General features: G+C 69.4%; 23 protein-coding genes. 12 read left to right on the top strand and 11 right to left on the bottom strand.

Translation table 11 applies throughout. The annotated features are described in order from the left end of the window. Positions 1-92 precede the first annotated feature (92 nt). Complete coding sequence (locus tag QFZ53_RS19795) at positions 93-866, bottom strand: IclR family transcriptional regulator (protein WP_373426307.1); 774 nt, start codon at positions 864-866, stop codon at positions 93-95. Positions 867-924: 58 nt separating this feature from the next. Here QFZ53_RS19795 and hutH point away from each other — a divergent pair, with 58 nt between their 5' ends. From hutH to QFZ53_RS19775, 4 genes are all read left to right on the top strand, one after another. Beyond that, positions 925-2481, top strand: a complete 1557-nt coding sequence (hutH, locus tag QFZ53_RS19790; protein ID WP_307299323.1) for a histidine ammonia-lyase — start codon at positions 925-927, stop codon at positions 2479-2481. Continuing rightward, the gene (gene hutU, locus QFZ53_RS19785; RefSeq protein WP_307299322.1) at positions 2478-4151 is read left to right on the top strand and encodes a urocanate hydratase; all 1674 of its coding nucleotides are present in this window, start codon (positions 2478-2480) and stop codon (positions 4149-4151) included. Before hutH ends, hutU begins: the two co-directional genes overlap by 4 nt. 91 nt (positions 4152-4242) lie before the next feature. After that, positions 4243-5388 carry an imidazolonepropionase gene (gene hutI / locus QFZ53_RS19780; protein ID WP_307299321.1) on the top strand — a complete coding sequence of 382 codons (1146 nt, stop codon included), beginning with the start codon at positions 4243-4245 and terminating at the stop codon, positions 5386-5388. Between the two features lie 21 nt (positions 5389-5409). Further along, positions 5410-6336 carry an arginase family protein gene (locus QFZ53_RS19775; RefSeq protein ID WP_307299320.1) on the top strand — a complete coding sequence of 309 codons (927 nt, stop codon included), beginning with the start codon at positions 5410-5412 and terminating at the stop codon, positions 6334-6336. 7 nt (positions 6337-6343) lie between these two features. On the opposite strand, the gene QFZ53_RS19770 is transcribed toward QFZ53_RS19775, so the two are convergent. The 3 genes from QFZ53_RS19770 to QFZ53_RS19760 form a co-directional block, all read right to left on the bottom strand. After that, positions 6344-7093, bottom strand: coding sequence for a sulfite exporter TauE/SafE family protein (locus QFZ53_RS19770; RefSeq protein ID WP_307299319.1), 750 nt, complete (start codon positions 7091-7093; stop codon positions 6344-6346). After that, positions 7090-7770 carry an ankyrin repeat domain-containing protein gene (locus tag QFZ53_RS19765; protein ID WP_307299317.1) on the bottom strand — a complete coding sequence of 227 codons (681 nt, stop codon included), beginning with the start codon at positions 7768-7770 and terminating at the stop codon, positions 7090-7092. Before QFZ53_RS19765 ends, QFZ53_RS19770 begins: the two co-directional genes overlap by 4 nt. A 72-nt stretch (positions 7771-7842) precedes the next feature. Further along, positions 7843-8376 carry a hypothetical protein gene (locus QFZ53_RS19760; RefSeq protein ID WP_307299316.1) on the bottom strand — a complete coding sequence of 178 codons (534 nt, stop codon included), beginning with the start codon at positions 8374-8376 and terminating at the stop codon, positions 7843-7845. A gap of 72 nt (positions 8377-8448) precedes the next feature. Between QFZ53_RS19760 and rlmN the strand changes: the two genes are divergently transcribed. Beyond that, complete coding sequence (gene rlmN / locus QFZ53_RS19755; RefSeq protein WP_307299315.1) at positions 8449-9726, top strand: 23S rRNA (adenine(2503)-C(2))-methyltransferase RlmN; 1278 nt, start codon at positions 8449-8451, stop codon at positions 9724-9726. A gap of 34 nt (positions 9727-9760) precedes the next feature. Here rlmN and QFZ53_RS19750 read toward each other — a convergent pair whose 3' ends face one another. Further along, positions 9761-10399: an NAD(P)H-dependent oxidoreductase gene (locus QFZ53_RS19750; RefSeq protein WP_307299313.1), complete on the bottom strand. Its 639-nt coding sequence runs from the start codon at positions 10397-10399 to the stop codon at positions 9761-9763. Between the two features lie 64 nt (positions 10400-10463). Here QFZ53_RS19750 and QFZ53_RS19745 point away from each other — a divergent pair, with 64 nt between their 5' ends. Beyond that, a complete protein-coding gene (locus tag QFZ53_RS19745; RefSeq protein WP_292904178.1) occupies positions 10464-11030 on the top strand; it encodes a TetR/AcrR family transcriptional regulator in 567 nt (188 codons plus the stop codon). A gap of 151 nt (positions 11031-11181) precedes the next feature. Here QFZ53_RS19745 and QFZ53_RS19740 read toward each other — a convergent pair whose 3' ends face one another. Next, the gene (locus tag QFZ53_RS19740) at positions 11182-11664 is read right to left on the bottom strand and encodes a SixA phosphatase family protein (protein WP_292904177.1); all 483 of its coding nucleotides are present in this window, start codon (positions 11662-11664) and stop codon (positions 11182-11184) included. Between the two features lie 104 nt (positions 11665-11768). On the opposite strand from QFZ53_RS19740, the gene QFZ53_RS19735 reads away from it, so the two are divergent. Beyond that, on the top strand, positions 11769-13352 hold the full coding sequence (locus tag QFZ53_RS19735) for a DUF4407 domain-containing protein (protein WP_307299310.1): 1584 nt from the start codon (positions 11769-11771) through the stop codon (positions 13350-13352). Here the strand turns inward: QFZ53_RS19735 and QFZ53_RS19730 are convergent. Beyond that, positions 13340-13684 (bottom strand): hypothetical protein, encoded by a 345-nt coding sequence (locus QFZ53_RS19730; protein ID WP_307299308.1) that lies wholly within the window; start codon positions 13682-13684, stop codon positions 13340-13342. The genes QFZ53_RS19735 and QFZ53_RS19730 overlap by 13 nt on opposite strands. Positions 13685-13703: 19 nt before the next feature. Here QFZ53_RS19730 and QFZ53_RS19725 point away from each other — a divergent pair, with 19 nt between their 5' ends. After that, positions 13704-15182, top strand: a complete 1479-nt coding sequence (locus QFZ53_RS19725) for an aminotransferase-like domain-containing protein (protein WP_307299306.1) — start codon at positions 13704-13706, stop codon at positions 15180-15182. 45 nt (positions 15183-15227) lie between these two features. Beyond that, positions 15228-16241, top strand: coding sequence for an aldo/keto reductase family protein (locus tag QFZ53_RS19720; RefSeq protein ID WP_292904173.1), 1014 nt, complete (start codon positions 15228-15230; stop codon positions 16239-16241). 106 nt (positions 16242-16347) lie between these two features. Here QFZ53_RS19720 and QFZ53_RS19715 read toward each other — a convergent pair whose 3' ends face one another. The 3 genes from QFZ53_RS19715 to QFZ53_RS19705 are packed head-to-tail and all read right to left on the bottom strand — an operon-like array spanning position 16348 to position 18636. Then, the gene (locus QFZ53_RS19715; protein WP_307299303.1) at positions 16348-16854 is read right to left on the bottom strand and encodes a glycine cleavage system protein R; all 507 of its coding nucleotides are present in this window, start codon (positions 16852-16854) and stop codon (positions 16348-16350) included. Between the two features lie 23 nt (positions 16855-16877). After that, positions 16878-17936, bottom strand: coding sequence for a PLP-dependent cysteine synthase family protein (locus tag QFZ53_RS19710; RefSeq protein ID WP_292904170.1), 1059 nt, complete (start codon positions 17934-17936; stop codon positions 16878-16880). A gap of 22 nt (positions 17937-17958) precedes the next feature. Continuing rightward, complete coding sequence (locus QFZ53_RS19705; protein ID WP_307299300.1) at positions 17959-18636, bottom strand: FadR/GntR family transcriptional regulator; 678 nt, start codon at positions 18634-18636, stop codon at positions 17959-17961. Between the two features lie 47 nt (positions 18637-18683). Here QFZ53_RS19705 and QFZ53_RS19700 point away from each other — a divergent pair, with 47 nt between their 5' ends. Beyond that, positions 18684-19544 carry an amidohydrolase family protein gene (locus QFZ53_RS19700; protein ID WP_307299299.1) on the top strand — a complete coding sequence of 287 codons (861 nt, stop codon included), beginning with the start codon at positions 18684-18686 and terminating at the stop codon, positions 19542-19544. Between the two features lie 90 nt (positions 19545-19634). Here the strand turns inward: QFZ53_RS19700 and QFZ53_RS19695 are convergent, their stop codons facing one another. Beyond that, positions 19635-21941 (bottom strand): hypothetical protein, encoded by a 2307-nt coding sequence (locus QFZ53_RS19695; protein ID WP_307299296.1) that lies wholly within the window; start codon positions 21939-21941, stop codon positions 19635-19637. A 138-nt stretch (positions 21942-22079) separates the two neighbouring features. Here QFZ53_RS19695 and QFZ53_RS19690 point away from each other — a divergent pair, with 138 nt between their 5' ends. Both QFZ53_RS19690 and QFZ53_RS19685 read left to right on the top strand, forming a co-directional pair. After that, positions 22080-23117 carry a LacI family DNA-binding transcriptional regulator gene (locus tag QFZ53_RS19690; RefSeq protein ID WP_307299294.1) on the top strand — a complete coding sequence of 346 codons (1038 nt, stop codon included), beginning with the start codon at positions 22080-22082 and terminating at the stop codon, positions 23115-23117. Next, complete coding sequence (locus QFZ53_RS19685; RefSeq protein ID WP_307299292.1) at positions 23114-24712, top strand: FAD-dependent oxidoreductase; 1599 nt, start codon at positions 23114-23116, stop codon at positions 24710-24712. Before QFZ53_RS19690 ends, QFZ53_RS19685 begins: the two co-directional genes overlap by 4 nt. Positions 24713-24725: the final 13 nt, after the last annotated feature.

The raw sequence follows: 24725 nt of genomic DNA, 5'->3' as shown, positions 1-24725 counted from the left end.
AACAAGAAAGACCACCCAACGCTGGGTGGTCTTTCTTGCGTTAAGGGCCGTTCACGCACGGGCGCAGCGCAGCTACGGACTAGCGACGCTTCTCAGCGCTTCAGCCGTGACTCGAGAGTCGATGCCGTGGCGCTCACGGCATCCGCCAGCCCCGCCTCGTCGAGATCTCCGCCAGCCCACGTCACCGCGACCGCGGCGATCGGCCAGCCGGTGTGATCGTGCACGGCGACTCCGACGCTGCGCAGGCCGTCGGCGACCTCGCTGTCCTCCGTGGCGTAGCCGCGGGCACGGACCTCGCGGAGCAGCTCTCGCAGCTCAGCGGGTTTCCGCGGGCCGAGACCCGTGCGATCTGGGAACGCCGATGCATGGGGATAGAGCGCTCTGACCTGCTCGCGAGGAAGCGAGGCGAGCATGGCGCGACCGGACGCGGTGAGATGCGCCGGCAGCCGCACCCCGACGTCGGTGATCAGTGCGGGCCGCCGGGGCGCACGCTCTTCGACGATGTACAGGACGTCTCCGCCGCTCATCACGGCCAGATGCGCGCTCTCGCCGAGCCTGTCGGACAACGCGGCGACGAGAGGCCGCCCCACCCGGGCGAGCGGTTGCTGCCTGGCGTAACCTCCGGCGAGCTCGAACGCCGACGTGCCGAGACCCCATCGACGCTCCTCCCGCAGATGCAGGACGAATCCGTGAGCGGCGAGCGTGGTCAACAGGTGATAGACCGTCGACCGGGGAAGGCCCAGTTCCCTGGCGATCGCTGAGGCCGCCACCGGAGCCGGCCGTCCTGCCAGGTAGCGCAGGATCCGCAGGGTGTTCTCCGCTGCCGGCACCTGGGAGGCGGAGGCATCCGTGTTGTCTGGGATCACAGACAAAGGATGCCATGATCCCCTCCTCACCGCGACTGTGAAGGTGTGGAATCGAGATATGAGAGATCTGCCCGCAGTCCTGGTCGGCGCCGCACCCCTGAGCGCCGCTGATGTCGTCGCCGTCGTGCGCCACGGCGCTCCCGTCGCCATCGCCCCCGAGGCGCTCGATCGCGTTGCCGCCACTCGCAGCGTCATCGACGGTCTCGCCGCCGACCCGAACCCGCACTACGGCGTATCCACCGGATTCGGCGCCCTCGCCACCACCTTCATCGCCCCCGATCGCCGGCGTCAGCTGCAGGCCAGCCTGATCCGTTCGCACGCAGCGGGTACTGGCGTCGAGGTCGAGCGCGAGGTCGTGCGCGGGCTCCAGCTGCTGCGCCTGCAGACCCTGGCTTCGGGCCGCACCGGCGTGCGGCCGATCGTCGTGGAGACCTACGCCGCGCTGCTGAACGCCGGCATCACGCCGATCGTCCGCGAGTACGGTTCCCTCGGCTGTTCTGGCGACCTGGCCCCTCTCGCGCACATCGCGCTCGCCACCATGGGAGAGGGCGACGTGCGCGTCCTTCGACAGGCTCAGGAACCCAGTAGCGAGGTGATCCCGGCATCCGATGCCCTCGCCGCAGTCGGCATCGAGCCCCTCACCCTCGTCGAGAAGGAGGGCCTCGCACTCATCAACGGCACCGATGGGATGTTGGGCATGCTCGTGCTGGCGCTGCACGATCTCGAGGAGCTGCTGCTCACGGCCGACATCGCCGCCGCGATGTCGATCGAGTCGCAGCTCGGCACCGACGCCGTGTTCGCCGCCGACCTGATGGCGTTGCGTCCGCAGGTGGGGCAGGCCGAGTCGGCTGCGAACCTGCGCTCCTTCCTCGGCGACTCTCCCATCGTGCACAGCCACAAGGGCCCCGAGGACGGCCGGGTGCAGGACGCCTACTCGCTGCGCTGTACCCCGCAGGTTCACGGCACCGCCCGCGACACCGCCGGGTACGCCGCGACGATCGCGGGTCGTGAACTCGCCAGCGTGATCGACAACCCTGTCATCACGCTCGACGGTCGCATCGAGTCCAACGGCAACTTCCACGGCGCCCCCGTGGCCGCGGTCCTCGACTTCCTCGCGATCTCCGTCGCCGACGTCGCGTCGGTCTCCGAGCGCCGCACCGACCGTGCCCTCGACCCGGCGCGCAACCACGGACTGCCGCCCTTCCTCGCGCACGAGGTCGGCGTGGACTCCGGTCTCATGATCGCGCAGTACGCCGCCGCCGGCATCGTCTCCGAGCTCAAGCGCCTCGCGGTTCCGGCATCCGTCGATTCAATTCCTTCGTCGGCCATGCAGGAGGATCACGTCTCGATGGGCTGGGCCGCCGGACGCAAGCTGCGCAGGGCCATCGACGGCCTCGGCCGCGTCCTCGCGATCGAGATCCTCACCGGCGCCCGCGCGCTCGACCTGCGCGCACCGCTGCAGGCCGGACCCGCCACGGGGGCCGTCCGCGATCTCGTCCGCACCGTCGCCGGCGGCCCCGGCCCCGACCGTTTCCTCTCTCCCGACATGGAGGCCGTGACCGCGCTCGTGCAGTCCGGCGCCGTCGCACGCATCGCAAAGGAGCACACATCATGATGAACTGGGTTGCTGAGCCTGTCGAAGCACGCACGGTCCGCGCCCCGCGCGGCAATCAGCGCACGGCCAAGAGCTGGGGCGCCGAGGCCGCCAAGCGGATGCTGATGAACAACCTCGACCCCGCGGTCGCCGAGCATCCCGAGGACCTCGTGGTCTACGGCGGCACGGGCAAGGCCGCCCGCAGCTGGGAGGCGTACGACGCGATCGTGCGCACGCTCGACGAGCTCGAGCCCGACGAGACCCTGCTCGTGCAGTCGGGCAAGCCCGTCGGCGTCTTCCGGACTCACGAATGGGCACCGCGCGTGCTCATCGCCAACTCGAACCTCGTCGGCGACTGGGCCACCTGGCCCGAGTTCCGCCGTCTCGAGCAGCTGGGACTCACGATGTACGGCCAGATGACCGCCGGCTCGTGGATCTACATCGGCTCACAGGGCATTCTGCAGGGCACCTACGAGACCTTCGCGGCCGTCGCCCGCTCGCTCGGCAGGGAGTCGCTCAAGGGCACGCTGTCGCTCACCGGCGGTGCAGGCGGCATGGGCGGTGCGCAGCCGCTCGCCGTCACCATGAACGACGGCGCCGTGCTGATCGTCGACGTCGACGAGAGCCGTCTCGCCCGTCGCGTCGACCACGGCTACCTCGACGTCTACTACACCGACCTCGACGAGGCCATCGCCCGTGCGGTTGCCGCCAAGGACGCCGGCGAGGCGCTCTCGGTCGGCATCGTCGGCAACGCGGCAGAGGTCTTCCCCGAACTGTTCCGCCGCGGTGTGCCTATCGACATCGTGACCGATCAGACGAGCGCACACGATCCGCTCGCCTACCTGCCGATCGGCATCTCGGTCGAGGACTGGAAGGCCGAGGCAGAGCGCGACCCCGAGGAGTTCACCCGTCGCTCGCGCGAAGCCATGGCCGCGCACGTCGAGGCCATGGTCGCTTTCCAGGATGGCGGGGCCGCGGTCTTCGACTACGGCAACTCGATCCGCGCCGAGGCCGTGCTCGGTGGCTTCGACCGGGCCTTCGAGTTCCCCGGCTTCGTGCCCGCGTACATCCGCCCGCAGTTCGAAGAGGGCCGCGGCCCGTTCCGCTGGGCGGCGCTGTCGGGCGACCCCGAGGACATCCGCAAGACCGACCGTGCGATCGCCGAGCTGTTCCCCGAAGACGCCGCTCTTCACCGCTGGCTCGACAAGGCCGGCGAGAAGGTGCACTTCGAGGGGCTGCCCGCACGCATCTGCTGGCTCGGCTACAAGGAGCGCCACCTCGCCGGGCTCAAGTTCAACGAGATGGTCGCCTCGGGGGAGCTGTCGGCGCCGATCGTGATCGGTCGCGATCACCTGGATTCCGGCTCGGTCGCCTCGCCGTATCGTGAGACCGAGGCCATGAAGGACGGCTCCGACGCGATCGCCGACTGGCCGCTGCTGAACGCGCTGCTCAACACGGCGTCGGGGGCCAGCTGGGTGTCGCTGCATCATGGTGGTGGCGTCGGTATCGGCCGCTCCATCCACGCCGGCCAGGTCACCGTCGCCGACGGCACGGCTCTCGCCGCCGAGAAGCTCGAGCGCGTGCTGACCAACGATCCCGGCACGGGCGTCATGCGCCACGTCGACGCGGGCTACGACCACGCGAAGGACATCGCGCGCGAGCGCGGACTCAAGGTCCCGATGGGACTCTGACACCGGACTGCGTCCCGCTCTGCCTCCTCTGGTCGGGGGATTATGAGGAGCAGAGCGGGACGCGACATCCCGGCGAGGTCGAGGAGGCAGCATGCGCACACTCATCACGAACATCGGCGAACTGACGACGAACGAGGGGCCGGTGCTGCGCGACGCCGCTGTGCTCCTCGAAGAAGGGCTGATCTCCTGGGTCGGCGGAGCCGATGAGGCACCGGACGCCGACGCGATCGTCGACGCCGACGGTCGGGCAGTGATCCCCGGCTTCGTCGACAGCCACAGCCATCTCGTGTTCGGCGGCGATCGCGCAGCCGAGTTCGAGGCCCGGATGGCCGGCCAGAAGTATGCGGCGGGCGGCATCCGCTCGACCGTCGCCGCCACCCGCGCCGCGACCGACGACGAACTGCGCGCCCGGCTGCGCGGTTTCATCGACGAGATGCACGCGCAGGGCACGACCACCGTCGAGATCAAGAGCGGCTACGGCCTCGATGTCGAGACCGAGGAGCGCCTGGTGCGCCTCGCGGCCGAGGTGACGCCCGAGGTCACCTTCCTCGGTGCGCACGTGGTGCCCGTCGAGTACGTCGACGACCCCGACGGCTATGTCGACCTCGTCATCGGATCGATGCTCGAGGCGTGCGCCCCGCACGCGAAATGGATCGATGTGTTCTGCGAGACGGGAGCGTTCACGGTCGAGCAGTCGCTCCGCGTGCTCGAGGCCGGCACAGCCCGCGGGCTCGTGCCCCGCGTGCACGCCAGCCAGCTCGGTCCTGGCGCGGGCGTTCTGCTCGCCGTCGAGCTGGGGGCGGCATCCATCGACCACGGGACCTATCTCACGGATGCCGACATCGAGGCGCTCGCCGGATCCGACACGGTTCTCACGCTGCTCCCCGGCGTGGAGTTCTCCACCCGCCAGCCGTACCCCGACGCGCGCCGGCTCATCGATGCCGGGGTCACCGTGGCGCTCGCCTGCGACACCAATCCGGGGTCGAGCTTCACCAGCTCGATGGCGTTCTGCATCGCGGTCGCGGTGCGCGACATGGGCATGACCCCCGCCGAGGCCATCTGGGCCGCGACCGCCGGCGGGGCCCGCGCACTGCGACGCGACGACATCGGCGTGATCGCGCCGGGGCGCCGTGCCGACCTCGTGCTGCTGAAGGCGCCGACGCGGATCCACCTGGCCTATCGGCCGGGGGTGCCGCTGGTCGAACGCGTGTGGAAGGACGGCGTGCAGGTCGCCTGACCTGCGCCGGAACGGAGAATCATGGCACTGAACAAAGGCGTGCATGCGCCGCTGGCTCACGACGAGCTCTGGCCGCGGGCCGGGGCCTGGCCCGCGTTCGACGGGGAGAAAGCGGATGCCGTCCTCCTCGGAGTTCCGACATGGCGCACCTCGCTGTCGCCCACGGGCGCCCATGCCACTCCAGCCGCCGTCCGGGAGGCTCTGCAGCGCTACAGCGCGACCCTGATGGGCCCGCCCGTCCTCGACCTGAACGAGGCGCTGCGCATCGTCGACGCCGGTGACATCGTCGAGCCCGATGGCGATGCAGGCATCGCCGAGACGGTCGCACGGGTGGCCGAGCTGACGGATGCCGCACGCCTCGTCGTCGCGCTCGGCGGCGACAACTCGCTGACCTATCCGGTAGCTCGCGGAGCGCGAGCCACCGGCCTCATCACGATCGACGCGCACTTCGACCTGCGCGACGGGGTGTCGAACGGCTCTCCCGTGCGGCGCCTGGTCGAAGACGCCCCGGATGCCGAGCGCATCGATCCGGCGCGCATCGTGCAGATCGGCATCGCCGACTTCGCGAACTCCGCAGCGTACGCGCGGCGTGCGGCGGACTGGGGCATCCGCGTGATCACGCTCGACGAGCTGCGTCGCCGCGGCATCGACGAGATCAGTGCCGAAGCGCTCGAGATCGCCGGGGCCGGCGCACGCGCCCGTATCCATCTCGACATTGACGTCGACGCCGCCGACCGTTCGGTCGCCCCCGGGTGCCCCGCGAGCGTTCCCGGCGGGCTCGCCGCGTGGGAGCTGCGTGCCCTGGTGCGTGCTCTCGCCGGAGATGATCGGCTCGTCAGCGCCGACCTCGCGGAGGTCGACGCCACGGTCGATGCGGACGACGGACGCACGGTGCGGCTGGCGGCTCTTTGCGTCTTGGAACTGCTCGCGGGCTCGGCCGGGCGCTGACGCGCTCTCAGAACAGCAGGTACGCCGCCCCGACCACGGTGAGCACGATCACGAGTCGATCGAACAGCTGCTGCGGAATGCGCTTCGCGATGCGGAGGCCGACGAGAGCACCAGCGACCACGAGCGGTGCGAGGGCCAGGTCCATCAGCAGCACGTGAGGCGTGAACAGCCCGAGGCCCGCAAGGAACGGCACCTTCACGAGGTTCACGATCGCGAAGAACCAGGCGGAGGTGCCGAGGAACACCTGCACCTGCGCGCGAGTCGCCAGGAAGTACATCGCCATGACGGGCCCACCCGCGTTCGCGACCATCGTGGTGAATCCGCCGAGTGCGCCATAGGTCGACGACAGCACGATGCCGCCGTGGACCGGTGGCGGAGCATCCGCTCTGTCCTGTCTCCACCGTCGCCACAGCGTGATCGCGATCATCATCAGCAGGATCACTCCGACTGCGCGCCGAACGATGCCGTCGTCGGCGAGAGCGAGGAACACGAACCCGGCGAGCAGCCCGGCGATCACGGCGGGAGCGAGGCGGAGCAGCGTCGGCCAATGCGCATGCCGGCGGTAGGCGATCAGCGCGAAGACGTCGCCCACGATGAACAGCAGCAGCATGGCTGCGGTCGAGGTGCGAGCGGGAAGCACGGCGGCGAACAGCACGACGGCGAGCGTCGCGCCGCCGGGCACGGCGGCCTTCGACAGGCCGGTGATCGCGGCGGCGAGACCCAGTGCGATCCAGGCCCAGACGCTGAGATCGATCATCGGTCGAGCTCGGCGACGATCGTGTCGTACCCGCGTGCGAGAGCGAGATCGCGCGGCAGCACGCCGTCGCCGTCGGCGATCCCGATGTCGGCGCCGCCGTCGATCAGCGCTCGGACGACGTCGACATAGTCCTGCGAGCCGTCGCCGAGCACGATCGCCTCGTGCAGAGCGGTCCATCCCAGGTCGTTGACGTGGTCGGGATCGACTCCGGCGTCGAGCAGGATCCGCACGGTGCTGAGCAGTCCACGTTCGGACGCCGGAATCAGGGCGGTCCCCCCGAAGCGATTCGTGCTGGTCGGATCGGCGCCGTTCTCGAGCGTCAGGAGAAGGATCTCGTCGTGTCCGCGCGCGCCGGCATAGAGGAAAGCCGAGTCCTGGATGTCATCCTTCGCGTTCACGTCCGCACCCGCATCCACGAGCAGCCGGGCGATCTCGACGTCGTCTCTCTTTGTCGCGGCGATCAGCGCGGTCATGCCGCCGTCGCCGCGGGCCTCGATGTCGGCCCCTGCGTCGAGCGCGGCCCGGGCCGCATCGACCGTGGTCGCGGCGAGCAGGTCATGTGTGGCGCTCGACACGGATGCCTCCTCGGATGACGGGCTGGATGCTGTGCACGCGCTCGTCGCGAGCAGAACCGTCGTCGCGATGGCAGGGGCGAGCAGCATCCGTCGGATTCCCATCCTTCTGGTATACCAAATCTTCCTGAGAATCGGATCGTCTCTTACGAGCGCGGAGGATGGGCTGCGCCGAGCTCACCGCCAGTGATCGATCGCGCGCTTCGACTCGGCGAGTCCCACGCCCGTGTGCTCGCGGAACAGCTTGATCGCATGGATGGCCTGGTTCGCAGTGATCAGTCGATCGATCTCGGCAGCGACGGATACGGGGACGCTGCCACGCGGGGAGCCGGGCTGGGGTGTGATCGAGGTCGCGACCGCCGAGGCGTGCGAGACGGCCGCGAGGTGCGGCGCGGTCGTGCTGATCGACCAGTGGTCGATGCGGTCCTTCGCGTCCTTCAGGCCGACGCCCGTGCGCTGGCGGAGCAGCTTGATGGCCTGGATCTTCTGGCCGGCTGCGACGAGCCGGTCGATCTCGGCGATCACCGATGGCGTGAGGCCGGATGCCGGGCTCGCGAGCGAGGTCGCCGCGGCCGTCCGTGCCATCGTCGGCGATGGCGTGTACACCTGCGCCTCGGGCTCCTTCGGCCGCATGCTGCGCAGCGCGGCGACGAGGATGACGAGGCCGACGACGACCACGATGGCGATTCCGACCAGCAGCACGAGCTCCATGGTGCTCAGTCTAGGCAGGCGGCTCCCTTCGGCCCAGGCGCTTCCCATCCGTCACCGCGTACCCTGGAGGGTATGACCGAGAATCCCCGCGCGCGCGAGACGCGCCCCGCGACAGCGCCCGCGCAGGGAAAGGTCCGCGCGACCGGCACCCAGGTGCGGCCCCAGACAGAGGGCTGGACCCAGCAGAAGGATGCCGAAGGGCGTCCGCTGCTGCAGTTCGCAAGCCCCAAGCGCGGCAAACCGCCCGTGCACCTCGCCGACCTCACCCCCGCCGAGCGCATCGAGAAGGTCAAAGAACTGGGGCTGCCTGGATATCGTGCGAAGCAGCTGTCGACGCACTACTTCACGCACTACACGTCCGACCCGGCCGACATGACCGATCTGCCCGCCGGCATCCGCGACGACCTCGTCGGAGGAATGCTCCCCTCGCTGCTCACCGAGGTGCGCCGCCTCGAGACCGACCGTGGCGACACCATCAAGTTCCTGTGGCGGCTGCATGACGGCGCCCTCGTCGAGTCGGTGCTCATGCGCTACCCCGGCCGCATCACGCTGTGCGTGTCGAGCCAGGCCGGCTGCGGCATGAACTGCCCGTTCTGCGCGACGGGCCAGGCCGGACTCACGCGCAACATGTCGACCGCAGAGATCGTCGAGCAGATCGTCCGGGCGAACCGGCTGATCGCCGAGGGCGGCCTCGGCGGCAAGAAGGCCGATGATCACAGCATGGAGCGCGTGAGCAACATCGTCTTCATGGGCATGGGTGAGCCGCTCGCGAACTACAAGCGGGTGATGGACGCCGTGCGCGTCATGGTCGCCGCGCAGCCGGACGGCCTCGGCATGAGCGCCCGCGGCATCACCGTCTCGACCGTCGGCCTCGTGCCCGCGATCAACAAGCTCGCCGACGAGGGCATCCCGGTGACGTTCGCGCTCTCGCTGCACGCTCCCGACGACCACCTGCGCGACGAGCTCATCCCGGTGAACTCCCGCTGGAAGGTCGACGAGGCGCTCGACGCAGCCTACGGCTACTACGCCAAGACCGGCCGCCGCGTCTCGATCGAGTACGCGCTCATCAAGGACATGAACGATCACGCCTGGCGTGCGGATCTTCTGGCCGAGAAGCTCAACGCCCGCGGTCGCGGCTGGGTGCACGTGAACCCGATCCCGCTGAACCCGACGCCCGGCTCGATCTGGACGTCGTCCGACAAGGATGTGCAGAACGAGTTCGTGCGCCGTCTCAACGACGCCGGCATCCCGACGACGCTCCGCGACACCCGCGGCAAGGAGATCGACGGCGCCTGCGGTCAGCTCGTGGCGACGACCGAGGACGAGGCGGCCTCGGCCGCGATGGCCTGAGGCGCCGCGGCTCGAGAGCTGCCCCGGTTCGATTTCAGGAGGCCGTGGACCCCACGAACTCCTGCGTGATGACGGACGCGCCCCGGTGGCCCCCGTCTCGTGCTGCGTCGCGGATGCCGTCGCGTGCGCCCAGGGCCGCGGCTCGATCCAGCCATGCCGATACCCGCTCGGGAGCCGCGTCTTTGACGCCCAGCATCCGATGCGTGCGCACGGAGCGGACGCCGCAGAACTTCAGCGTCCCTCGGGCGACATGGGTCTGCGCGGGCAGGCCGGTGAACGGCGCGAGGAACCACGGGGTGTCCGCGAGCAGGAACAACCGGCCGTTGCGGGCGTGCAGCAGCCCCTCGGGCAATCCGAGCTTCGTATAGCGGTACTCCTGCTGTGGCAGCAGAGCGCGGTCGAAGAATCCCTTGAGGATCGCAGGCACCGATCCCCACCACAGCGGTGTGAAGACGACGACCGTCGCCGCCTCGTGAAGAGCGCTCTTCGCATCGACGAGGTCGGGTTCGAGCGTCATGCGCTCGCGATAGCCGAAGCGCAGCGAGGGATCGAACTCGAGGTCGCGCAGCGCGAGCACACGGGCGTCGCCATGAGCCTCGGCATAGCGACGAGCGAGCTCGGCGGTGAGGGAACGTGCATCGGGGTGGCCGTCGATGACGAGTGCGGATGCCATGATGTCTCCTATCTGGACAGTGTCAACTTGCTGGACACTGTCAAGATAGGAGACAATGTTGCTCGTGTCAAGTTCTCGCGCCGGCTACCATCACGGCGACCTCGCGCACGCGCTGGAGACCGCCGCGATGCAGTTGCTCGCGGAGAAGCCGGCTCACGAGATCAGCCTGCGCGAAGTGGCTCGCGCTGCCGATGTCAGCCACAACGCGCCCTATCATCACTTCGCCGACCGGCGCGGGCTGCTCAAGGTTCTCGCCGAGCGGAGCATGGCCGACCTCGTCTCCGAGGTGCGCACGGCCACGGCCGACGTCGACCCCGTCAGCGCTCTGATCGCAGGCGGGGCGGCGTATCTGCGCTTCGCGGTCGAGCGCCCGAACAGCTTCGACGTGATCTACGACCCCACGGTCTGCATCCCGGGGGATCCGAGTGAGGTCATGGCGCCGCTCATCGTCGACCTCGAGAACCTCCTGGGCGCCGCATCCGCCGCCGCAGGTCTCGCCGACGCGGAGGACTTCCTCGGGGTCTGGGGGCTCATGCATGGCCTCGCGACACTGTGCGCGGCCGGGCATTTCCCTCTGGAGGCCGCGCTCGCCGCATACGACGCGAGCATCCGGCGGATGCTGCCAGGCTGACCTCGAGCGATCTCGTCCGGCATCGAGTTCCCGTGCTGTCGACGAGTGCACGGGCGGTCGGCGGCGGTGAGCCGTGCTCTCGGCGAGATGCCGTGCACTCGTCGAATCCGCCGCGCGTCACCGGTCCTCGCGATGTCGGAGTCGGGCAGCGCTACTCGTCGTCGCGGGGCGTGCGCACGCGCAGCAGGCGGCCGGTGCCTTCGATGAGCTCGGCCCAGGAACCGACGTCGACCGCGCACTCGGCGACGGCGCAGGTCGGCAGGCCTTCGAAGGCGCCGGTCAGCTCGCCCACCGCGTCGCTCATCCCTGGGTTGTGGCCGACGAGCATCGCGACCTCGCTCTCGTCTGGCAACGCCGCCGCGATCGCGAGGATAGAGCGAGAGGATGCTTCGTAGAGCAGGGGCTCTTCGACCACGGCGAGTCCGAATGCGGCGGCATAGTCATCGGCCGTGCTGCGCGCGCGGGCGGCGCTGCTCGAGACGATGCGGTCCACGCGGAGGCCGTCGTCGATGAGTCGCCGCGCCATCGCTGGCGCGTCGCGACGACCGCGGGAGTTCAGGGTCCGGTCATGATCGGCGGCGCCGAACACATCCCAGTCCGACTTCGCGTGGCGGGCGAGCAGCAGGGTCTTCATGGGTCAAGACTGGCATCGCGGATGCGAACGCGCACCCCGAACCTGTGAATGCCTCGCAGGGATCGTCCGGGGGATGCACAGGCGTGGTTCCCTACCCTCGAAGGATGGCCTATTCCGCGCATCGCCCCGGCCGGATGGATTCCCAGGGGCGGATCTCGTTCGACACCGACGCCCCTCAGGGCTCTGTGACCGACGACGACCTCGACTTCCTGCGGGCGTTCGAGCCGTCCGGCAGCGAGTCTGCAGCAGACACCGCGACGCACCCCATCGAGGTCATCGACCCTCTCGAAGCGGAGCCGGCTCCGGCATCCACCATCCGAGAGAAGAAGGAGCGGACGCCACGTCCGAAGCGCGACAAGAAGCCGCGCGTCCCCGGATCTCGCCTGCGCACCCTCGCGATCCTCGGCGGCGCCGAGGGCGAGATCCTCGACCGCGTTCCCGGCGAGACCCCGCGTTTCGTCCAGATGTTCTTCGTGCTCGCAGGCACCGCGCTGGTCTCGGCGATCTCGATGCTGTTCGCGTTGACGACCGGCGTGGGCGCCCTGATCTGGCTGGCTGTGCCGCTCGCGATCGTGTGGGCGCTGATCATCTTCAACCTCGATCGCTTCCTCACCTCGACCATGGCGTCGACGAAGAACATCTGGCGGCTGATCGGGCTCGCGATCCCGCGCGTGATCATGGCTGCGATCATCGGCTTCGTGGTGGCAGAGCCGCTCGTGCTGCAGATCTTCCACAACGACATCGCCCGAGAGGTCGCGTCCACGAACATCACGCAGGCGCAGTCCGATCAGGACGCTCTCGAGACGGGCCCCGAGAAGAAGGCGCTGGATGCGGCGTCCGCGCATCTCGCCGAACTCCAGAACCAGGCCGCGACCGGCATCGTCGCCGGCACCGACTCTTCGTCGGCGAGCGAGGCCGCCGCGCAGTCGACCGTCGACGACCTCACCGCGAAGATGACCGCGCAGCAAGCCGTGATCGACCAGGCCAGGGTGCTCTACCAGTGCGAGCTCACAGGTGAGGGCGCTGGCACCGTGCCCGGCTGCACCGGAGTGAACGGCGAGGGCGCGAGCTCGGACGCCGCTCAGGCTCAGCTCGCCGAGGCTCAGCAGACCTACGACGCGCTCGCGGCACAGCTGCGCACCGCCAACGAGGAGCTCGCGGCCGCTGGCAGCTCGGCCAAGGAGAACACGGCGACGTCCGAGAAGCAGAACCGCACGGAGGCCCAGTCGCAGCTGCCCGCGGCGCAGAAGACCTACGACGCGGCGCTCGCCGCGTACAACGCGAGAGCGGATGCCGTCGCCCAGGGCAACGCGGGTGCGACCGGTCTGCTCAGCCAGATCAGCGGGCTCAACCGGCTCAGCGAGAAGGAGCCGACGATCCTGTGGGCGCACTGGCTGATCGCCGCGCTGTTCTTCATGATCGAGCTGCTGCCCGTGCTCGTGAAGGTGCTCACCTCGTACGGCGAGCCCACGCTGTACGAGAAGGCCGCGGCGATCCGCAAGCAGGTCGCTCTCGACAAGGTCACGGCAGAGGGGTTCCGCGACCGCGCCGACATCGTGTCGGCCCAGTCGCAGGCCGTGGACTCGTCCCTGGCGGAAGCCGCTCCGGCCGAGACGTCCGTTCCCGCACCGGCTCCCGTTCCCCCACCCGCTCCCGCTTCCCCTCCCGCTCCCGCTCAGGCGACCTGAGGCTCGGGCATCCGCTCCTTCCGGTCGCGATTCGTGCCGCTTGACGTGCCTCCGAGCGGCACGAACTGCGACTCGAACGGCGTCAGGTCGGCGATCACGACGGCACCGTGCGTGCGTGCGGCGGAGGTCAGCGAGCGCACGAGTGCCACGGTCGACGGCGTGCGGATCCACGTCTCGCCGGTGACGGCTCGCTCGATCAGCGCGAGCGGATGCTGCAACGCCACGTCGTGCTGACGGGAGTCGTCGGCGAGCCATTCGACGAGCTCGGCGATGGTCCAATCGGGGTTGATTGGCGCAAGAACCGACGCTTCTGTGGCGATGGGGATGCTCATTGGTCCAGAATCGAGCTTCATGGGCATCACGGACAGGGCCAATTCACGCCGGGTGGATCAGCGATCGGCAGATGGACCACTCGTGCACGCCGGCGACGTCTCGGTCGAGCGCCTCGCCGCACGCCTCGGCCGCTGGACGCAGGGCGACGGCACGCTGGCCTCGCGCCTGTCGCAGGCCGTCGGCGCGCTGATCGCCGGGGGTGAGCTGCGCCCAGGAGACCGGCTGCCCGCCGAGCGCGCGCTCGCCGCGGTGACGTCGGTTTCGCGGGGCACGGTGGTCGCCGCCTATTCCGATCTCGCCGACGATGGCCTCGTCGAGCGCCGCCAGGGCAGCGGTACCCGGGTCGCCGGGGCTGCGGCATCCGCCGTTCCGATGCAGCGACCAGGACGCGGCGAGGCACTGTTCTCCGCGCTGCCGAACGCGATCGACCTGTTGCGCACGGTGCCGCAGATACCCGACCTCGCGGTGCAGCTGATCACCGCGCACACCCCCAGGCTCGATCTCGCGTTGCTCCCGGAGACCGATCCCGCCGGCCTCGCCGCCCTGCGCGAGCAGATCGCCGAGCTGTTCCGCGCCGAGGGCACGCCGACCACGCCCGAGCAGATCCTCGTCACGCACGGCGCGCAGCAGGCGATCAGCCTCGTCATCAACGCCCTGGTGGCGCCCGGCGACGTCGTGCTCGCGGAAGAGATCACCTGGCCGGGTGTCACCGACTCGGTCGGCCTGCGCGGCGGCGTCGTGCACGGCATACCGATGACCGCCGACGGGCTCGACGTCGACGCGCTCGAGATCGCGATGGCCAGGCTGCGACCCGCCCTCGTCGCTCTCAACCCGCATCACCAGAACCCGACCGGAACCCGTCTTCCCGCTCAGGCGCGGCATCGCGTCGCGGAGCTCGCCGCGCAATACGGGGTGCCGGTGATCGAAGACCGCGTCGTCGCCGGGATCTCGTTCGACGGGGTCGTGCCGCCGTCTCTCGCAGCGGAGCGGCCCGACGCTCCCGTGATCGTCGTCGAGTCGGTGTCGAAGTGGGCGTGGGCGGGGCTCCGCATCGGCTGGCTGCGCGCCGACCCCGTGCTGGTGCGGCGGCTGCGCGGTGCACGCCAGCTCGCCGATCAGTCCACGAGCGTTCCCGCCCAGCTGCTCGCGATGGATCTGCTCGCGCACGCCGACGAACTGCGCCGGCAGAACAGCCGCGTGCACCACGCGCGGCTTCGACTGCTGCAGTCGCTGATGGCGGAGCACCTGCCCGACTGGACGACCGTGCCCCCGCGGGGAGGCCTGTCGCTGTGGGCGCAGCTGCCGATCGGCTCGGCGGCAGCGCTCGCGAGGGTTGCGGCAACTCACGGCGTCTCGGTCGCGGGCTCGGCTGCGTTCGCAGCATCCGTCGCCCCCGACGATCACATCCGCATCCCGTTCACGGCCCCTGACGAAGTGCTGACCGAGGCGATCGCCCGGCTGGGGGATGCATGGCGGGAGTATCGGGCGACCTTGTGAGTCGTGACCGACCCCGGGGGCTTTGACGGCCGGTAGCGTGGAATCATGGTCAACTATCGCTATCTCGGCAACAGCGGTCTCAAGGTCTCTGAGATCACCTACGGCAACTGGGTCACGCACGCCTCGCAGGTCGGCGACGACGCGGCGGTCAAGACGGTGCACGCCGCTCTGGATGCCGGCATCACCACCTTCGACACCGCAGACACCTACGCCAACACGGCCGCCGAGGTCGTGCTCGGGGACGCGCTGAAGGGCCAGCGCCGCGAGGGCCTGGAGATCTTCACGAAGGTCTACTTCCCGACCGGTCCGAAGGGGCCGAACGACACCGGTCTCTCGCGCAAGCACATCCTCGAGTCGATCAACGGTTCCCTCACGCGACTCGGCACCGACTATGTCGATCTGTACCAGGCGCATCGCTTCGACTACGAGACCCCGCTGGAGGAGACCTTCCAGGCCTTCGCCGACGTTGTCCGCCAGGGCAAGGCGCTGTACATCGGCGTCTCGGAGTGGACCGCGGAGCAGCTGCGAGATGGCCACGCCCTCGCGAAGCAGCTGGGTGTGCAGCTCATCTCGAACCAGCCGCAGTACTCGATGCTGCACCGCGTGATCGAGGGCAAGGTCGTGCCGGCATCCGAGGAGCTCGGCATCTCGCAGATCGTGTGGTCGCCCATGGCGCAGGGCGTGCTGAGCGGCAAGTACCTGCCCGGTCAGCCGGTGCCCGATGGGTCGCGCGCGACAGACCCGCACTCCGGTGCCGACTTCATCAAGGGCTTCCTGCGCGACGAGATCCTCGAGGCCGTGCAGCGGCTCAAGCCGATCGCGGCCGAAGCGGGCCTCACGATGCCGCAGCTCGCGATCGCCTGGGTGCTGCAGAACCCGAACGTTGCCGCGGCCCTCGTCGGAGCATCGCGCCCCGAGCAGCTCGCCGACACGGTCAAGGCATCGGGCGTGAAGCTCGATGCCGACACGATGGCCGCGATCGACACCGCTCTCGGCGACGTGCCGAACCGCGACCCCGAGGACACGTACTCGGTGTCGCCGAAGGCTCGACTGGTCTGACGCGGATCCTCGCACCGAGACCCCCATCTATCGCCGAGACCCCCACCTGCTGACGTCAGCAGGTGGGGGTCTCGGCGGTAAGTGGGGGTCTCGAGGTATTTGCGACTCAGTCGACCGTGATGTCGACCTGGATCTCGCTGGCCAGGCGCTCGAGGTCGGCCTGCAGGGTCTCGAGGTCGACGGATGCCGGCACCTTCGCGGTCACGGATGCTTCGAACAGGCGCCCGCCCGCCATCGCGGCGTCGCGGGTCTCGGTCGCCAGCTCCTCGATGCTCAGCGCATGGGCGTTCAGCACCCCGGAGATCTCGCGCACGATGCCGGGGCGGTCGTTGCCGAGCACCTGGATCCCGAGCAGACGGTCATCGGATGCCACGTCATCCGATCCGGTGTGCACCGCCACCGTGAGCAGCCCCTCGAGCGCGTGCAGCGCCTGTTCGAGTTCGGTCGCCCGGTCGGCCGCGACCGAGACCTCGATGACGCCGGCGAAGGTGCCGGCGAGCTCAGCCAGGCTGCTGTTCTCCCAGTTGCCGCCGTGCGCGTCGACGACATCGGCGACGGCGGCGACGAGGCCCGGACGGTCTGCACCCGCGACGGTGAGGATCAGAGTTGTCATGGCCACAGCGTAGCCCCGCCGACTCACTCCACCCAGTCGCCGGTCTCGAGGAACCGCTCGAGCCGGGCGCGGTGCGGCGCGAGATCCCACCCCTGCTCGGCGACCCACTCGTCGGAGTAGTAGGTGCCGGCGTAGCGGACGCCGCTGTCGCAGATCAGCGTGACGACGCTTCCTGTCTCGCCCGCCGCCCGCATGCGCGCGATCAGCTGGAACGCGCCGTACAGATTCGTGCCGGTGGAACCGCCCGCCCAGTGCAGCGTGCGCTCCTTCAACAGCCGGATCGCGGCGATCGAGCCGGCATCCGGGATGCGCAGCATCTCGTCGATCACGCTCGGCACGAACGAGGGCTCGACGCGCGGGCGGCCGATGCCCTCGATGCGACTCGGGCGTCCCGCCGGAGCGTCCGTCGTGCCGGCCCAGCCGTCGTAGAACGCCGAGCCCTCGGGGTCGACGACCGCGACCTGCGTCTCGTGCCTGCGGTACTTGACGTACCGGCCGAAGGTCGCACTGGTGCCGCCGGTGCCCGCCCCGACGACGATCCAGCGGGGGATCGGATGCCGCTCCTGCGACAGCTGGCTGAACACGCTCTCGGCGATGTTGTTGTTGCCACGCCAGTCGGTCGCGCGCTCGGCGAACGTGAACTGATCGAGGTAGTGGCCGCGGCAGTCGCTCGCGAGTCGCCTGGCCTCGGGGGAGATGTCCTCCGCGCGGTCGACGAAATGGCAGCGGCCGCCGTAGAACTCGATGAGGTCGATCTTCTCCTGGCTGGTCGAGCGAGGCACCACGGTGATGAACGTCAGTCCCAGCATCCGCGCGAAATACGCTTCTGACACGGCGGTCGAGCCGCTCGACGACTCCACGAGCACTGAGTCCTCGGTGATGCGTCCGTTGACCAGACCGTAGAGGATCAGCGAGCGCGCGAGGCGGTGCTTGAGGGAGCCGGTCGGATGCACCGACTCGTCTTTCAGGTACAGGTCGATGCCCCACTGCGCAGGCAGCGGGAACAGATGCAGGTGCGTGTCGGCGCTGCGGTTGGCATCGGCCTCCAGCAGGGCGATCGCGGTGCTGGTCCAGGAGGTCATGATCTCGAGGGTACTCGGCGGGTCAGGCTGACGCGGCCTGCCGCAGCCAGCGTTCGACTCCGGCGATGTGCGCGGTCGTGAGCGAGGTCGCGAGCGCGGCGTCGTGCTGCGCGATCGCGTCGGCGATCGCGCGATGCTCCGAGAGGGTGCGCTCGACCGCGCCGCCTTCGGTGAGTCCGCGCCAGACGCGCGCGCGGACCGTCTGGCTGCTGAGGTGCTCGATCAGGCTCGAGAGGTAGGCGTTGCGCGCCATCCCCACGATCTCGCGGTGGAAGCGGATGTCGTGCTCCACGAGTTCTTCGATGCCGACCGAGGCATCCACCCCGTCGACCTCCTGTACGAGCTCGGCGATCTCGTCGTCGGTGCCGAGCGTGGCCGCGAGACCCGTGGCCTGGGACTCCAGCATCCGCCTGACCGCGAAGATCTCGAGCATCGAGTCGTCGTCGTGCATGTCGACGACGAACGCGATGGCCTCGAGCAGCAGGTGCGGCTCGAGGCTGGTGACGTAGGTGCCGTCGCCGCGGCGCACATCGAGAACTCGGATGACTTCGAGCGCCTTCACGGCTTCGCGCATGGAGTTGCGACTCAGGCCGAGGCGCTCGGACAGCTCTTTCTCGGGGGGCAGGCGGTCGCCGGGGCCGAGCTCGCCCGACACGATCATCGCCTTGATCTTCTCGATCGCCTCATCTGTCACTGCCATGGCGTCATCCTCGCACATTGATCGGATGTCTGAGGCAAGATGGGAGCATGCGCGTTGTCGACAGTCATCTGCACCTGTGGGATCCGTGGACGCTCGAGTACGACTGGCTGGAGGGCCCGATGGCCGCCCGCTTCGCCGAAGACGAGCTCTTCGAGGAGCAGCTGCCCGGCGTCACCGAGGAGGTGTCGGTCTTCGTGCAGGCCGGGACGGTCGAGCGTGCGTTCCTCGACGAGGTGGCGTGGGTCGAGAGCGTCGCGGATGCCGCGGGCGTCGTCGCGATCACGGCGGGCGCTCGGCTGGACTCCGGTGCGGCGACGGCAGAGCATCTGGAGCGCCTCGCCGCGCACGAGCGCGTCATCGGCGTGCGGCACCTGCTGCAGGACGAGCCGCACGGAACCGCCTCTTCGCCGGCATTCGTCGACGGGGCGAAGCTGGTCGCCGCGCGCGGATGGACGTTCGACGCCTGCGTGCGAGCGGAGGGGATCTCCGATGTCACGGCGCTCGCCGACGCCGTGCCCGAGCTGCGGGTCGTGCTGGATCATCTGGGCAAGCCTCGGGTCGGGACGGATGCTGCGCCGCTGCGCCCCTCGGCGGAATGGCTGCGAGACGTGCACGAGCTCGCGGCACGGCCCCTCGTGCATGCGAAGCTGTCGGGGCTGCCGGCAGAGGCCGGAGGGCGCTGGGCCGAGGCGCAGCTGACTCCGTTCCTCGACGCCGCTCTCGAGGCGTTCGGTCCCGAGCGGCTGATGTGGGGGAGCGACTGGCCGGTCTCGTCGTTCGACACCGCGTACCAGCCGGGCGGTCGTGCCCGCTGGTTCCGGTTCGTCGACTCGTGGGCGCAGTCGCGCGGAGTCTCGTCTGACGGACTGTTCTGGTCGACGCCGCTCGCCTTCTACGGCATCCGCTGACACACCCGCCTGCCGGCGGCGTCCTCCCGTCGCAGAAGATCCCGGTTGTGTGGCGCGATACCGGGATCTTTCGCGACGGGAGCGGAGCCGTCAGTCGTCGAGAAGCAGGCCGCGGTAGAGGCGCGGAGCGCCGTCGAGCGTGAGCTGCGCCTGTCCTCCCGCGCAGGCGATCTGTCTCGTGCGGCCGAAGGCATCCGTCTCCGTCACGAGTGACGCGGCCGGGAGCGAGACCTGCGTCTTGGTCGGCCACGGATCCTGCCACATCTCGGGTGCGGGGAAGCGCCAGTCGGTCCGCGTGCCGTCCGTGTTCAGGATGTAGCCGTCTGCACGGTTCCACAGCACGGCGAGCGGGCCGTCCGGCGTGGAGAAGAGCAAGCCGTGCGTCGTGCCGTCGTCGAGGTGCACCCAGCGGACGAACGTCGCCTGGTCGAGAGCGCGGGCGGCCGTCGCGTATGCGAGCAGTGACGGCTTGGGCCCGAGATCGCGGTTCACGAGCCCGAAGTGGTACTCGACATCGTCGGGGCTCGCCCCCATGGGGCTGATCGTGTACGAGTCGAAGAACTGGTACCAGCACACCGCGCGCACGCCCTCTGCCTTGGCGAGCGCGAGCGACAGCAGCACGTTCTCGGCGGCATGCCGGTAGGTGTCGTTCCACCACGCATTCGGCCGCGTGCACGCATAGGCCTCCGTGAGCCAGATCTCCTTCTCGCCGTACTCCACCATCAGCTCTTTGAGCTGACGGAGTCCGCCGAGGAAGTTCCAGTAGGCGCCCGTGGCGCCCGTGCCCCATTCCCCGCCCTCGCCATCGGGGATGAAATCGGGTGTGAAGTTGCCGCGACCCGGGTGGAACGCGATGCCGTCGACGAGGTCCCAGCCGCCCGCCGCGTGGAAGGCCTCGATCCATGGGCGGTCCATGCCGGCGAGTCCGTTGTTCATGAGCTGGAAAGCGCCGCCCTGCGCCGCCCGCGCCGCGTGGACCGGCTTGAGCACGCGCTCGACGTACCCTGGTGCGGCGTCGCCCGTGTTGAAGGGGCGATTGAGCTCGTTGCCCACTTCGAACCACGAGGCTCCGGCGGCGCTCGCCGTGGTGCAGCTGGCCTCGGCCCACGCGACCAGCGCAGCATCCGTCGCCGTGATGTCGGGCTGGAGCTCGAGGTTGTGGTCCATTCCGCGGGCGTCGTACGACGACGGGGGCAGGCCGGGGCCGCCGTCGTAGGCGATCCGCACCCACTGGATGCCCACCTTCTGCCAGAGATCCAGAGTCGCCTGTTCGCCGGCGTTCAGCAGCCACGGGTAGTTCGCGATGCCGAACATGCTCGACGACCCGGCTGAGTAGGCGAAGGGGGTGAGCGCTGCCAGCGTCGTTCGCGCGAACGCGGTGTCGCCCGATGCGGCCGTCGCCGTGGCTTCGAGCAGCACCATTCCCTGCGCCTCGAGCGGCACCGAGATCGTCGCGTCGGCGGCTGACAACGCGGCGACCGTGAGCGAGGTCGTCCCGGAGGACACGACCGCGCCCTGGTCGGTGCGCGCCCACCAGGAGAGGGCGAAGACCTCGTCGCTGCTCCGTGCATTCGTGACGGTCACGGTCGCTGCGGCATCGCCGGCTGCATCCCACACGTTGTAGGGGCGGGTCGTCGAGAGCTCGACCGCCATGCCGTCTCCGCGTCCGATGGCGGCTCCTGACGCCGGCCGCGCCTCGGTGAGGATCAGGCTCGCCGAGGTGGCCGCCGTCGTCGCATCCACCTGAGTTCCCGGGGCGTGCACCCAGGTCGCGGTCGTCCACGCCTTGCGGCTGGAGTCAAGGAGGAGCAGACCGTGTCCGGATGCCCAGGACGAGCGGTAGACGACACCGGTCGGCACCTCGTAGGGGATTCCGCCTGCGCCGTCCCGCTGCCACTCCGACGTGGGGATGTACTCGTCGGGAGCGGTGGGTGCGGTCAGGGCGCGGCTGAACATGAACCCGGCAGGATTGAGCGTCGCCGAGCCCGACACGGTCCATTCCAGGTGGACCTGAGCGGTCTGCACGCGGATGAGTGCAGAGACGACGACTCCGCCGGCGGATGCGGGCATGGTGTACTCCATGCGGATGGCAGGCTGCCCGTCGGCGCTGGTCAACGATGGGGTGCCGCCCGTGGACGTCTGGATGCCGTACACGGTGTCTTTGGTCTGGAAGCGGGAGCCTGCCATGAGCAGAACTCCGGCGCCGGAGTAGACGGCGATGCGACCGCCGACAGAGGCCACCACGCGGATGCCGTCGGCGGTGAGCGTGACGTCGCCGGCGGCGGCGGCCGCGCTCACGACGCTCGGCGGCAGCACGATCAGTGCTCCCGCGAGGATGCCGGCGCCGAGGAAATGGCGGCGGGACAGGTTGAGGTGCAGGGGATCAGGGGACATCATCGTCCTTCCATGATGATAGGGATTATCACAGCACTATGCACCGAGGTGGATTTCCTTCACAAGTGTTTGACAAGGATCCGGTGTGGTCTGTTATCGTCAAGTTCGGATTCTGATAATCCGAACTATCAGGAGAGGTCGATGACGACGAACAAGAACGGGCGAGTCACCCAGCGCGAGATCGCGAAGATCGCCGGCGTGAGCCAGGCGACCGTGTCGATGGTGCTGAACGACAGGGACTACTCCAACGTCCGCATCCCCGAGGCGACGAGAGCGCGCGTGATGCGCGCGATCGAGCAGACCACGTACGTCGCCGATCCGGCCGCTCGCCGGCTCGCCGGGCTCGACAACAAGATCCTGGGCATCTTCACGTACGAGCCGGCGCTCTCCGCCGAGAGCATGGACTTCTACGGGCCTCTCCTCAACGGCATCGAGCGCGCGGCCGAGCGGCTGAGCTGCGATCTGCTGTTCTTCACCGCCTCTCCTCTCGTCGACGGGTCGCGGAGCCTCTTCCACAAGAACACGCGGTTCCGTCTGGCCGACGGCTGCCTCCTCCTCGGACAGCAGATGAACAGTGCGGAGCTCGCGCGGCTGGTCGCCGAGGACTTCCCCTTCGTCGCGATCGGACGTCGGGACGAACCCGACGTGCCCTACGTGGGAATCGACTACCTGTCCCTCACCGGCCGGATCATCCGCCGGCTCGACGAGCTCGGGCACGAGCGCGCCGTCTACCTGCATCACGGTACGATCGCCCCCGCTGCAGCCGACCGCCGCTCCGGAATCGCCCAGGCCGCGTCGGGATTGCGCATCGCCGTCACCTCCGTCGACGTCAGCGGGCTCGATGCCGCGGCGATCGCCCGTCGAGTTGTCGACGCAGACGTCACGGCCGTGATCGCTGAGGACTCCTTCCTCGCAGAGGCCGCGGCAGCGGCGCTCGAGAGCGCCGCACCGCAGATCCGTTTCAGCTACGTCGCCCTGGCGGATGTCGCGGGGCACTCGATCGGATCCGCACCGCTCAGCGGATTCGACCTGCGCCGAGAAGCCGTGGCCTCGAAGGCGCTGTCCCTTCTGCAGGACATCGTGCTCGCCGACCCCGCAGAGCACGCCGATCTTCAGAAGCAGGTGCTGCTGACCGGAGACATCGTCGACGGCGCGACCCTTCTCGAGGTGCGCCGGTGAGCCGTGTCGAGACCGACGTCCTGATCGTCGGCGGAGGCCTCGGCGGCGTGGCCGCCGCGCTCGCCGCACTCCGCCGCGGACAGCGGGTCGTGCTCACCGAGCAATACGCCTGGCTGGGTGGCCAGCTCACCTCGCAGATCGTCCCTCCCGATGAGTCGTACTGGGTCGAGCAGTTCGGCGTCACGGCCTCGTACCGCGCTCTGCGCGACGGCATCCGCGACTACTACCGCGAGCACTACCCGCTCACCGAGGGCGCCCGATCCGAGCGTCACCTCAACCCCGGCCTCGGCCGGGTCAGCCGGCTCTGCCACGAACCGCGCGTCGCGGTCGCCGTGATCGACGCCATGCTCGCCCCGCATCGGGCGAGCGGCCGCCTCACCGTGCTGCAGCCTGCGATCCCGGTCGCGGCGTCGGTCGACGGCGACGTCGTCACCTCCGTGACCGTGGATCACGACGGCGTGCGGCGCGAGATCGCGGCATCCTTCGTCCTCGATGCCACCGAGACCGGCGACCTCCTGCCGCTCACCGGCACCGAGTACGTGCTCGGCGCCGAATCACGCACCGACACGGGAGAGCCCAGCGCGGCAGAGACGGCCGACCCGCGCAACGTACAGGCGGTCACGTGGTGCTTCGCGTTCGATCACGAGGAGGGCGCCGACCACACGATCGAGCGCCCCGCCGAGTACGAGCGCTTCCGACGGATGCAGCCGGAGTTCTGGGGCGCCCCCCTGCTCTCGTTCACCGCGCCGGATCCTCGGACGCTGGAACCCGTCGTCCGCACCATGCACGTGAATCCGCCGATCGTCGAGCGCGGAGCGTCGGACCAGCGCACGGACGCCGGCGACCGCGACCTGTGGGAGTTCCGACGCATCCTCGCGAGGGAGAACTTCCGCGCGGGTTTCCTCGACAGCGATGTGGTGGTGGCCAACTGGCCGATGCTCGACTACCTCGACGGCTCGATCATCGACGATCCGGATGCCGAGGCGCACCTCGTCGGGGCCAAGGAGCTCGCGCGGTCCTACGTGTACTGGTTGCAGACCGAGGCGCCGCGCCCCGATGGCGGTACCGGGTTCCCGGGTCTTCGGCTGCGGCCGGACGTCGCAGGGACCGAAGACGGCTTCGCGCAGGCTCCGTACATCCGCGAGTCCCGTCGCATCGTCGCCCGGCGCACGATCGTCGAACAGGACATCTCGGTGCAGCTGCGCGGACACGGCGGACCGGCGATGTTCGACGACACCGTCGGCGTGGGCATGTACCGCATCGACATCCACCCCTCCACCGGCGGCGACAACTACATCGACGTCGAATGCGCGCCGTTCGAGATCCCACTCGGCGCGCTGGTCCCCGTGCGGATGCGCAACCTGCTCCCCGCCGCGAAGAACATCGGCACGACCCACATCACGAACGGCGCCTACCGGCTGCACCCCGTCGAGTGGAACATCGGCGAATCGGTCGGCGAGCTCGCGGCGTTCTGCGCCGAACGCTCGCTCGAACCCGCCCAGGTCGTCGGCGACGACGCGCTCGTCGCCGCATTCCAGTCCCGGCTCGTCGAGGCGGGCATCGAGATCCACTGGCCCGAGATCATCGGCTACTAGAGAAGAGAAGAGC

This window comes from Microbacterium natoriense (genome assembly GCF_030816295.1).
Classification (GTDB): Bacteria; Actinomycetota; Actinomycetes; order Actinomycetales; family Microbacteriaceae; genus Microbacterium; species Microbacterium natoriense_A.
Note: the sequence above shows the minus strand (reverse complement) of the source record. Positions and strands in the feature narration are given on the sequence as shown.

Coding starts and splice junctions, on each gene's coding strand:
- QFZ53_RS19705 (WP_307299300.1), bottom strand. CDS start 18,636: ATGGCAGTGACAGATGAGGCGATCGAGAAGATCAAGGCGATGATCGTG.
- QFZ53_RS19750 (WP_307299313.1), bottom strand. CDS start 10,399: ATGGCATCCGCACTCGTCATCGACGGCCACCCCGATGCACGTTCCCTC.
- QFZ53_RS19710 (WP_292904170.1), bottom strand. CDS start 17,936: ATGACCTCCTGGACCAGCACCGCGATCGCCCTGCTGGAGGCCGATGCC.
- QFZ53_RS19770 (WP_307299319.1), bottom strand. CDS start 7,093: ATGATCGATCTCAGCGTCTGGGCCTGGATCGCACTGGGTCTCGCCGCC.
- QFZ53_RS19720 (WP_292904173.1), top strand. CDS start 15,228: ATGGTCAACTATCGCTATCTCGGCAACAGCGGTCTCAAGGTCTCTGAG.
- QFZ53_RS19730 (WP_307299308.1), bottom strand. CDS start 13,684: ATGAGCATCCCCATCGCCACAGAAGCGTCGGTTCTTGCGCCAATCAAC.
- rlmN (WP_307299315.1), top strand. CDS start 8,449: ATGACCGAGAATCCCCGCGCGCGCGAGACGCGCCCCGCGACAGCGCCC.
- QFZ53_RS19740 (WP_292904177.1), bottom strand. CDS start 11,664: ATGAAGACCCTGCTGCTCGCCCGCCACGCGAAGTCGGACTGGGATGTG.
- hutH (WP_307299323.1), top strand. CDS start 925: ATGAGAGATCTGCCCGCAGTCCTGGTCGGCGCCGCACCCCTGAGCGCC.
- QFZ53_RS19715 (WP_307299303.1), bottom strand. CDS start 16,854: ATGACAACTCTGATCCTCACCGTCGCGGGTGCAGACCGTCCGGGCCTC.
- QFZ53_RS19775 (WP_307299320.1), top strand. CDS start 5,410: ATGGCACTGAACAAAGGCGTGCATGCGCCGCTGGCTCACGACGAGCTC.
- QFZ53_RS19735 (WP_307299310.1), top strand. CDS start 11,769: ATGGCCTATTCCGCGCATCGCCCCGGCCGGATGGATTCCCAGGGGCGG.
- QFZ53_RS19760 (WP_307299316.1), bottom strand. CDS start 8,376: ATGGAGCTCGTGCTGCTGGTCGGAATCGCCATCGTGGTCGTCGTCGGC.
- QFZ53_RS19765 (WP_307299317.1), bottom strand. CDS start 7,770: ATGGGAATCCGACGGATGCTGCTCGCCCCTGCCATCGCGACGACGGTT.
- hutI (WP_307299321.1), top strand. CDS start 4,243: ATGCGCACACTCATCACGAACATCGGCGAACTGACGACGAACGAGGGG.
- QFZ53_RS19695 (WP_307299296.1), bottom strand. CDS start 21,941: ATGATGTCCCCTGATCCCCTGCACCTCAACCTGTCCCGCCGCCATTTC.
- QFZ53_RS19725 (WP_307299306.1), top strand. CDS start 13,704: ATGGGCATCACGGACAGGGCCAATTCACGCCGGGTGGATCAGCGATCG.
- QFZ53_RS19700 (WP_307299299.1), top strand. CDS start 18,684: ATGCGCGTTGTCGACAGTCATCTGCACCTGTGGGATCCGTGGACGCTC.
- hutU (WP_307299322.1), top strand. CDS start 2,478: ATGATGAACTGGGTTGCTGAGCCTGTCGAAGCACGCACGGTCCGCGCC.
- QFZ53_RS19690 (WP_307299294.1), top strand. CDS start 22,080: ATGACGACGAACAAGAACGGGCGAGTCACCCAGCGCGAGATCGCGAAG.